This is a genomic window from Myxococcus sp. CA023 (genome assembly GCF_010998615.1).
GTDB lineage: Bacteria > Myxococcota > Myxococcia > Myxococcales > Myxococcaceae > Myxococcus.
This window is the reverse complement of the sequence record NZ_JAAEAH010000013.1, coordinates 73,329-83,938: the sequence shown is the minus strand read 5'-3', so window position 1 is coordinate 83,938 and position 10,610 is coordinate 73,329. Positions and strand designations below refer to the sequence as shown.

Genomic DNA, 10,610 nt, shown 5'->3' with positions numbered 1-10,610 from the left:
AATGTGCGTGCAGCGTCAATCCGCGCAAGCAATCACTTGCGCGTTCGGACACGATCAGAGGACCCGATTCAAGCCGCCTTGCCGCGAAGCCGAGGCAGCTTGAACGTTGTCAGGATTGGCTGTTCGTCAGGAACTGCTGAGCGACGGAGGGATCCAGCTCGCCGGCTTCCACCTGGCGAAGCAGCTCATCTAACGAAGGCGGCTCACCCTGAGCCGGAGCGCCCGCGCTGACCGTTTTTTGAATCTCGTTGCCCAGGTACTTCGAGAACTCGCGGATGTTCGGATAGTCATACACCCGCGTCGCCGCGACGTTGATGCCGTAGCTCTTGTTGACGGACTGGATCCACTCCACGCTGATGATGGAGTCCAGCCCGATGTGGCGGAACCCGACGTCCAGGTCCACCTCGGAGGGTTGCAGGAAAAGCGCGCGAGCCAGGCTGACGGTCAACTCCGCTTGCAACTGTTCGAGCGTGACGCCAGCGGGTGCGGGCGTGCGAGGCGCAACAGGTGCCGGGCGCTTCGGTGCGAGCACCGGTGGCTCCGAGACAGGCTGCACGGGCGCGCGCACAGGCTCGCGGACTTCCGCCACCACCGGAGGCGCGTCCTCGGGCGAGCGCGTCGGAGTCAGGACCTTGGGCATCGGCGGGAGGCGACGCGCCTCGACGCCGTTCCCCACGGAGACCTGGCCCACGGGCTCCAACTTGATCCGAGCGCGTGGCGGGACCGGCGCGGGAATCTCGCGGGGGAAGCTCGGCACCGGGGGGAGCTCCACTTGATGCTTGGGTTCCGGAGTCGAACGCTCGTCGAACCGCGGCACCCAGTAGCGCTCCCGGGCGAACGGGTACGTCGGCAGAGACACCTTCCTAGGCTTCGAGCCGCCATGGAGACGGCTCCAGTCTATGGATACCCCGGCGGTCCAGAGGTCCAGCAGCTTGTCGAACTTCCGCTTGGCGACCCAGGCGTCGACAGTCTGCTGCATGTCCTCGTCAACGAGGACGTCCGTCAGTCCATTCGACACCCGCTCGACCCGTCCGCGCCACACGCGCTTGCCCTTGGACTTCGGCTGCGAGCCATCCGCCGCCAGGAAGTCGTCCAAGGCCGCCTCCAGTTCCGCGAACGTGCTGACGACGAAGGCCAGCCGCTCGACCATGTGCTCGCGGCCGATCTGCAGCGTATGGGCCACGTCCTCCAGCGAGCCCTGACGCAGCTCGGGGTCGCGCACCCAGTCCAGCAGCTGGCGGGCCCGAGCCTGGAGCCCGGCCTCCAGCGTGGCGGACAGGAGAATGACCACCGGTGCCTGGCTTTCGCGAGCCGTGGCCCTCGGATTCGTCTCCTCTACGTACTCCTCGAACACCACGTGTGCGTTCGCGCCCCCGGCGCCGAACGACGACAGCGCGGCGCGCCGAGGCTGCGTGACGCGGCGGCCCTCGTGCTCCTGCACCGGGCTCTTCCACTCCGTCAGCCGCTGTTGCACGACGAAGGCCGTTCCATCGAAGTCGATGTGCGGGTTGAGCACCTGGGAGTGGAGCGACGGCACCAGCTGGCGGTGCTTCATCTGGAGCAGCACCTTGGTCAGCCCAGCAATGCCCGCAGCGCTCTCACAGTGGCCAATGTTCGACTTCACCGAGCCAATGGCGCAGAACGCCTTGTCGGAGGTGAACTCGGAGAACGCCTTCTGGAGGCCCGCGATCTCCACCGGGTCGCCCAGGGACGTGCCCGTACCGTGCGCCTCCACGTAACCCACCGTGCGAGCATCCACACCCGCGCGGCGAAGGGCGCGTCCAATCACCTGGGCCTGCGCGTTCGGGTTCGGCACGCTGAAGCCCGCCGTCCGGCCTCCGTGATTGACCGCCGTGGCCTTGATGACACCGTAGATGCGGTCACCATCCGCCTTCGCCCGCTCCAGCGGCTTGAGCAGGACAGCGCCCACACCTTCCGCGGGCACGTAGCCATCACCACCAGCGCCGAAGCTCTCACAGCGCCCCTTGCTGGAGACGAACCGCCCCTGGCTGAGACCCAGGTACTTGTTCGGATGCACCGACAGGTTCACCCCGCCCACCAGGGCCGCCTCGCAGTCTCCGTTCGCGAGGCTCTGCATCGCCAGGTGAAGCGCCGTGAGCGACGAGGAACACATCGTGTCCACCGCCATGCTCGGCCCGTGGAAGTCGAACCAGTAGGAGACCCGGTTGGCGATGGACGACGAGTTGCCCGGCAGCGACAGGGGCCGTCCCTGAATCGTCTCCTGCGCCCCGTACAACTGATACTCCTGGTACATCACGCCCACGAAGACGCCCACGCTTCCGCCGGCACGGTCCCCGCCGAGCTTCGCCAGGGAATCCCGCGTGTAGCCCGCGTCCTCACAGCAGGCATAGGCGCACTCCAGGAAGAGGCGCTCCTGCGGGTCGATGAAGTGGGCCTCCTTGGGAGGGATGTTGAAGAAGCGGGGGTCGAACTCCGCCGCGCCTTCGATGAAGCCGCCCCACTTGCTGTACGTCTTTCCCGGCCGAGACTTGTCCGGGTCGAAGATGGCGCTGTGATCCCAGCGGTCCTGCGGAACCTCTCCGATGCTGTCCACGCCCTCACGCAGGTTCCGCCAGAAGGCGTTGAGGTCCCTCGCGCCCGGGTAGCGGCCCGCAAGACCGATGATGGCCACGTCCGTGGGGCTGCCTCCGTCACTCACCCGGGGCGCCGGTTCACGCTCGGCCGGACGCGTGGCCTCCTCTCGATGTTCGACCGATGGGGCAAGGCCGAAGATGTCCGCCAGGCGGTCAGCGAAAGCATCTGCCAGGTGTGCGGTCAGCTCCCCAAGCGTCCGATGCTCGAACAGCAACGTCTTTGACAGGGGCCCGAAGTCGCGTTCGAGCTCGCTGATGACCTGCAGCATGTTGATGGAGTCGATGCCGTAGTTGCCCAGCGACACGTCGTCGTGCAGGCGCTGCCGGGGAACCTTCAGGACCCGGCCGAACACCGTCTTCAAGTGGTCGCTCACGGCGTCCTGACCCGCGCGGCCCGTCATCACCGGCGTACGCGCGGCGGGCACCGCGTCGCTCACGCCGCGCTCCTGCCCGACATGCTCGCGCAAGCGTGCCGGCTCTCCCACCAGCACCAGCACCTGTGGCTGCCCCGTCTCCCAGGCGCGATAGAACGCCTGCATTCCCTCCTTGGCGCGCAGTGACGCCAGCCCGGAGCGCTGCTCCGCCAGCTCCCGAAGCTCGGGGCCCACGCTCATCCCACCGTCACTCCAGAGTGGCCAGTTGATGGACAACGTCCGGCCCGACCGCTGCCCCGCCGCCACCAGCCCTGCGCGGTAGTGCGCGTACGCATCGAGGTACGCATTGGCCGTGGCGTAATCCGCTTGCCCCACGCCGCCCAGCGCCCCCGCGATGGAGGAGAACGAGATGAACAACTCCAGCGGCAGGTCCTTGCTCGCCTCGTCAAGGTTCGACACGCCGAGCACCTTCGGCTCCATCACCTCGCTCAGTTCGGCGTCGCTCTTGTGGCGAATGAAGCCATCCCGAAGGATGCCCGCGGCGTGGATGATGCCGGTCAGCGCGCCGTGCTTCTCACGGATGCCAACAATCAACCGCCGGACTTCGTCCAACTGGCTGACGTCGGCGCGCAGGTATTCGACAGTGACGCCGGAACGACGGAGCGTCGCCAACCGGGGCTCCATCTGACGAGGAGACGAGCGGCCACAGAGAATCAGCGTCGCACCAGACGCACGGGCTGCAATCTCCTGGGCGAAGATCATCCCCAGCCCCCCCACTCCGCCCGTCACGAGATACACGCCGCCCCGGCGCCAGACGGACTCGCTGTGCGGAGTGCTCGACGCTCGCTGTGCCACTTCCTGCCACCGCTGCTCCTGCCAGCCTCCGCGTGTGTACCGCAGCGGAGCCTGTCCACCCGGCGTCGCGGCGAACAGCAACGACGCCAGCGAAGCGCCCTCCGGCTCATGCACCTCGATGAGCCGAGTCTTCAATCTGGGCTCCTCGGCGTGCGCGGTCTTCAACAGGCCGTCGAGCGCGGTGAGCAACTGCTGCTCCCTCTTGGCTGGGATGACCAGATGGCAGAGGACGTCCCCCTGCGGCCCGGACTTCAAGACGCGCTTGAACGTGGAGAGCAGCCGGCCCGCGTACTCCTGGACGCGGTCTCCCATCCGGTCATGAGAGGACTCCAACCGGATGAGTTCGGCATCCCCAGCGTGAGGCCGCAGCGCCGCCTCCAGTGCCCTGCCCGTCTCGCACAGGAACACGATGTGGCGGCCGGGCTTCGCGGGACTCGTGCCATCCACTCGCGGAGAAGACACGGTCCACGCGGGCGTCATGAGCAGGACTTCCCGGCCGTGCTCAGCCGGCTCACGGGACGCCTCCGGTGTCCGCGTGACAAAGCCCTTGAGCTCGACACACAGCGTGCCCTGCGCATCGTAGATGGCGATGTCGACGCAAGGCATGGCCGAGTCCGGTCCACTCGCGGCTGGCCGCGTGATGTGCGCCCAGGCCTCGGAGGGACACGGCCGATACACGTCCAGGCGCTCCAGACCGAACGGCAGGGCCGCTGGCGCGTCGTCCTTGCCGCGCGCCAGACCGACCACGGCTTGCAACGCCGAATCCAGGATGCCCGGAGGCAGCGCGTAGGACGCCGCCGCACGGGCGTGGGATGCCGGCAGGGACAGGTCCGCCACCACCTGCTCCCGGCCTACGTGAATCCGCCGCAGCGCTTGGAACGAAGGACCATGCTCCAGGCCCGCGGCGCGGAAACGGCGGTAGCACGCCTCGCCATCCAGGCTGTCGACGCCACACTCACGCAGCAGCGTGTTCCGTTCGACGCGCGACCGCTCCGCCGCACCGGGCCTGTCGGCGGTCTTCAGTCGCGCCGTTCCCTGGCAGAACAGCACGGCCGTCCCGCTGTCGTCCTCTGGCGAACTGTAGATCCGGAACGACAGGTCACCGTCGGGCTGCGGCTTGAGCCCGATGTGGATGTCGGTGGCACCCGTCTCGACCACCAGGGCTCTCGGCCAGACGACGTTCGCCAACTGCACGCGCTTCGTCCGCTCACCCGCACCGAGCAACGCCACCACCGCCGCCCGCGCCATCTCCAACTGGGCGGCAGCCGGCATCACCCTCCGGCCAGCGACACGATGCTCGGCCAGGAACGGCTCATCTCCGGTGAACGTGGACGTGAACCGCAGCTCGGACAGTGTCGATGTATTCCGCTGGACGAGCGGATGACCAGCGTCCGTGATGGCATGCGCCACGGGCGCCGCGGCCTCGGGTGCATGCTCAGGCAGCCAGCACCGCTCCTTGGCGAACGGATAGGTCGGCGCGCTGATTCTGCGAGGGCCCTGTCCGCCGTGGAGCGCGGCCCAGTCCACGCGTGCGCCCTGGACCCAGGCGGCCGCGATCTTCGCGTAGCTGTGACTCTGTCTCCAGACACCCACGAGGACGTTGAGGTCGTCGGTGGACGGCGCCTGACCGCTGGCCAGCCCAGCCCCGAGCGCGGTGCCCACGAGAACATCCTTCCCCGGCGAACCGTGGAGGAAACCCTCCAGCGAGCGACTCAGCTCCGAAGCGCTACCGGCCACCACGGCCAGCCGATGCTCCATGGCCGCGCGCCCGACTTGCAGTGTGAACGCCAGGTGGGCCAGCTTGCCGTCATCCAGCGTCTGCACGAATCGGCGAAGCTCGGCCGCGGAGCTGGCCAGTTGCTCCGGCGTCTTCGCCGAGAGCACGAACACCGACGCTGGCCCCACCGCGCTCACGGTCGGCGGCCTGGGCGCCGCGGGATACTCTTCGAGCACCAGGTGCGCGTTCGTTCCACTGAAGCCAAACGAGCTGATGGCGGCCCGGCGGAGCGCATCGCCGTTCGGCTTCCAGGGCTTGTGCTCGGTGTTGACGTAGAACGGTGACCGCTGGAAGTCGAAGTGCTGGTTCGGCTCGGAGTAGTTCAGGGACGGAACGAGCGAGCCATGCTGCATCGCGAGGAGCACCTTGTGGATGCTCGCCACCCCCGCCGCCGCGGAGGTATGCCCGATGCTGCTCTTGACCGAGCCGATGGCGCAGAACTGCGTCCGGTCCGTGCGCTCCTTGAAGACGGACGACAAGGCCTCCAGCTCAATCGGGTCGCCGAGCCGGGTGCCGGTGCCGTGCATCTCCACGTAGCCAATCGTGGCTGGGTCGACCTCGAACCGCCGGTAGACCTCGCGCTCCAGCTCCATCTGGCTGGCCGCGCTGGGTGCGGTGATGCCGTTCGTCTTGCCGTCCTGGTTCGTGCCCGAGCCGATGATGACGCCCAGGATGGCGTCCCGGTCACGCTCGGCATCCTCCAGCCGCTTGAGGACGATGGCACCCACGCCCTCGCCGGGGATGAAGCCGTCCGCGCCATTGTCGAAGGGCCGGCATGCGCCCCCCGTCGACAGCATGCCCGCGTCGCACATGGCCAGATATGACTCGGGCGCCAGGTACAGCGTGACGCCGCCCACCAGGGCCATGTCGATTTCACGGCTGGTCAGCGCCTGACAGGCCATGTGCGTGGCCACCAGCGACGACGAACACGCCGTGTCGATGGCGATGGCCGGGCCCTTCAGGTTGAGGTGGTACGCCAGCCGTGCCGCCGCGATGGCGTAGCTGTTGCCCGTGGTGTTGATGGCCTGGGCCCCACGCCGCTGCAACAGCGTGGCGTACTCACTGCCCATGATGCCCAGGTAGACGCCACACCGGCGGCCATCCAGGGCCTCACCGGCGTACCCCGCGTCCTCGAACGCCCGGTAGCCTTCCTGCCAGAACAGCCGGTGCTGCGGGTCCGTCACTTCGGCTTCGGCCGGCGACATACGGAAGAAGAGCGGGTCAAAAGACTCGACGTCCGAGAGCGCGCCCATCCGGTGGCAATAGTTCCGGTCCTGCCGGAACTGCTTCGCGGTGGCCTCGTCCCATCGGGTGTACGGCAGCTCGGAGATTCCGCTGACCCCGTCCCGGAGGTTGTCCCAGTACTGCCGAAGGTTCTCCGCACCAGGGTAGCGCCCCGACATGCCGATGACGGCGATTCGCACGGTGCCGCTCGTCGTGGCCTCCTTCTTCACGCTCGCCGGCACCGGTGCGGCCTGCACGCTGGGTGGCGGACTCACAATGACGGGCGCGACCGGCACCGTCTTCGCCTCTACCTGTGGCGGCGGCTGCGCTGGAGGCGGTGCGGCCTGCCCCAGCTGCCGGGCCAGGTAGTCCGCGAACAGTGAGAGGTTCGGGTGGTCGTAGACCTTGGTCACCGGGAGTGACAGGCCGTATTGCTTGTTGATGGCGTGGATCCACTCCACCCCGACAATCGAATCCAGCCCGAGTTCGACGAAGGTGGACTCCGCATTGACCTGCGCGCGGTCGATGTAGAGCGCCTGGGCGAGGCTGGTCGCCAGCTCCTCGCGCAGCTTGCTCGACGCAGCCGCGCTCGGTGGCGGGGGTGCTGCAGGAGGAGCGACGGGCGCCGGACGCTCCGGCTCGGGTAGCTCGACCACGGTATTGCGCTTCGGAGTTGCAGCGTCCATCAACTCGGCCTCCAGGTCGCTAGGGTCTCGCAGCACGATGGGTGCCCTCCTGTTCGCGGTGGCGCGTGTCACCACGCGACCGGCACGGAGGGGTTGCGCGGGTGTCTTCGTGTCCAAGACCCAATGTCTTTCTCTGCTGAACGGATACGTAGGCAGGCGGATGCGCTGGGCGCGGCCAGCCGCATGGAGTTCGTGCCAGCGAACCTTCCCGCCGCGAACCCACGACTCCAGCACGGGCCCGCTCTCCCCCCGTGCAATCCGCTCGGCGAGCCCACTCGTCGGCTCCTCAGGGGCAGTCGCGCCGCCACGGCTTCCGGCGGTACCACGGTAGAGGCTCGACTCGAGCTCGGTTCCCTCGACGAACGCCGTCAACTTGCGCTCGAGCATGGCCAGGGAGTCGGCGGTGAATGCCAGCCGCTCCTTCATCTCGTCCCGGCCCACCTGCAACGTGTAGGCGATGCGCGCCAGCTCCCCGTCCTGATACCGGCCTTGCCGGAGGGCGTCGCGCAGTTGCTGGGCCTGGACCTTCAGGCGCTCGGCCGTCTTCGCCGACAGCACGATGATGGCTGGCGTACCGGGCGCCGCCTGGGCGCTCGCCGTCTCTCGTCGCGGTGCCACGTACTCCTCGAGCACCACGTGCGCATTGACGCCACCGAAGCCGAACGAGCTCACGCCCGCGCGCAGCGGCAGTTCCGCTCCTCGCCGGTCCGTGAGGCGCTGCCAGGGCGCCATCTCCCGAACGACGTAGAACGGCGTGTCGTCCAGCCGGATGTGCGGATTCAAGGTCTCGCAGCCCAGACTCTTCACCAGCGTGGCGTGCTTCATCTGAAGCAGCACCTTGATGACGCCGGCGATACCGGCCGCCAGCTCAAGGTGTCCGATGTTGGTCTTCACCGACCCGATGCCACAGCGAGGCTGCGCACTGGCGGCGTCCCCGTCCGCCTTCGCGAGCGTCTGGTACGCGCTCGTCAACGCCGTGACCTCCACGGGGTCGCCCAGCGCGGTGCCCGTGCCGTGAGCCTCGATGAAGCCCACCGTGCTCATGGGGACTCCGGCCTTCCGGTAGGCCGCCATGAGGACTTCCGCCTGCGAAGCTGGATTGGGAGACGTCAGCGAGTTCGCATGGCCGCCGTGATTCTCCGCGCTCCCCAGGATGAGGCCATGAATCGTGTCCCCGTCCGCCTCCGCTCGGCTGAGCGTCTTGAGGACCACGAAGCCGGCCCCTTCGCCCCGGCCGTAGCCGTCCGCCCGGTCGGAGAAGGTCTTGCAGCGGCCATCCCGGCTCAACATGCCGGCCTTGCTGAAGCAGATGTGCCCGTCCGGCGTGACGATGGTGTTGACGCCACCCACGATGGCCAGGTCACACGTGCCGTCCCCCAGTGACGTCATCGCGCGGTGCAGGGCCACCAACGAGCTGGAGCAGGCCGTCTCCACCGGCTCGCTGGGCCCGTGAAGGTCGAGCAGATAGCTGAGCCGGTTGGGCCCCATCGACGGCACCAGGCCCGCGGACGTGTAGCCCTCGATGGGGATGCCGGCTTCCTTGATGAGGTCGCCGTAGCCGAAATGGCCCGTCCCGACGTAGATGGCCGTGTTCGAACCCGCGAGGCTTGACGGCGCATAACCCGCGTCCTCAATGGCCTTCCACGCGTACATCATCAGCAGCCGCTGCTGTGGGTCGATGAGCCGGGCCTCGCGTGGAGAGATGCCGAAGAACGCGGGGTCGAACTCGTCGATGCCGTCGATGAAGCCGCCCCACTTCACGTCCGTCTTGTTCGGTTCGCGGATGGGGTCACCGTCATAGGCCCGCCAATCCCATCGCGAGCTCGGCACCTCTCGGATGCAGTCCTTCCCGGCGACGAGGTTCCCCCAGAACGCATCGAGGTCATCCGCACTGGGGAAGCGCCCCGCCATGCCAATCACGGCGATGGGCTCTCTCGCGCGCGGTTGCGCGGGCGCGGCCCGTTCCTCGCTCCTTACAGGCTCGACCGGCATGGGGGCCGTCGGCGGTGAAGCAGGCTCGAACGCAACGGCCTCCGCGCCCAGTTGGGCCAGCAACCGCGGGCCGTGGCTCTCACACAGGTACCCCGCGAGCGCATTCGCGGTGGTGAACTCGAAGAAGATGACCGGAGACAAGCCCAGCGAAAGCTGTCGATTGAGGAGGTTGGCAAACTCCGTGAAGGTGATGGAGTCGAAGCCGTAGTCACTGAGCTTGGTGTCGGCGTCCAACTCCTCGCGCGGCACCTTGAGCAGCGCTGACACGCCCTCCAGCAACACCGCCTCGACGCGCGCTTGCAGGTCTCCCGCGTTCGGGGTCTCAGGGGCTTGCTCGCGACGCGACACGGGCTCCTGGCCCACCAACTTCCGAATCGACTCGACCCGCCCCACCGTGACCAGGACCCGCGACGCGCTCCCGGTCAGCACCCGGTAGAGCGCCGTCATGGCGGTCCCCGTCGGCATGGGCACCATCCCCGTGCCCAGCGTCATGGCCTCTTCCGTCGCCGCGTCCATGCGCATGCCGCCGTCGCGCCAGAACGGCCAGTTGAGGGCCCGGCTCACGCCGCTCCGGTGGCCAGCGGCCACCTGCGTCTGGCGGTGCACCATGTACGCGTCCATGAACGCGTTGGCAGCCGCATAGTCCGCCTGCCCCGCGTTCCCCAGGGCGCCTGCAATTGAAGAGAACGCCACGAAGAAATCGAGGGACAGGCCTCGCGTTGCCTCGTCGAGCACCACCAGTCCGCTGACCTTGGGCGCGAACACCCGGACCAACTCCGCCTCGGACTTCCGGGCGAGCAGGTTGTCCTCGATGACGCCGGCCGTGTGGATGACGCCGTGGACCGTTCCGAACTCCCGGCAGACTTCCGCGACCACCTCCGCCATCCGAGCCATGTCGACAACGTCCGCGACGAAGTACCGCACCCGCGCACCGGACGCCTCCCACTCACGAAACGCGGCGAGCAGCGATTCCTTCGCGTCCGAGCGCCCCACCAGGACCAGTGTCGGCCGCTCACACCGCCGGACAATCTCCTGGGCCATCAGCCGAGCCACACCGCCACCACCACCCGTGATGACGTAGACGCCC

General features: G+C 68.0%; 1 protein-coding gene (only partly in view). It reads right to left on the bottom strand.

The window, feature by feature from the left end:
- Window positions 1-109: 109 nt before the first annotated feature.
- Window positions 110-10,610: the 3' portion of a non-ribosomal peptide synthetase gene (locus F8M74_RS08020; protein WP_141253009.1), read on the bottom strand. The gene runs 16,451 nt beyond the window's last position; only the last 10,501 of its 26,952 coding nucleotides appear in the window; its start codon lies off the right edge, out of view — the gene reads right to left on this strand; the stop codon is at window positions 110-112.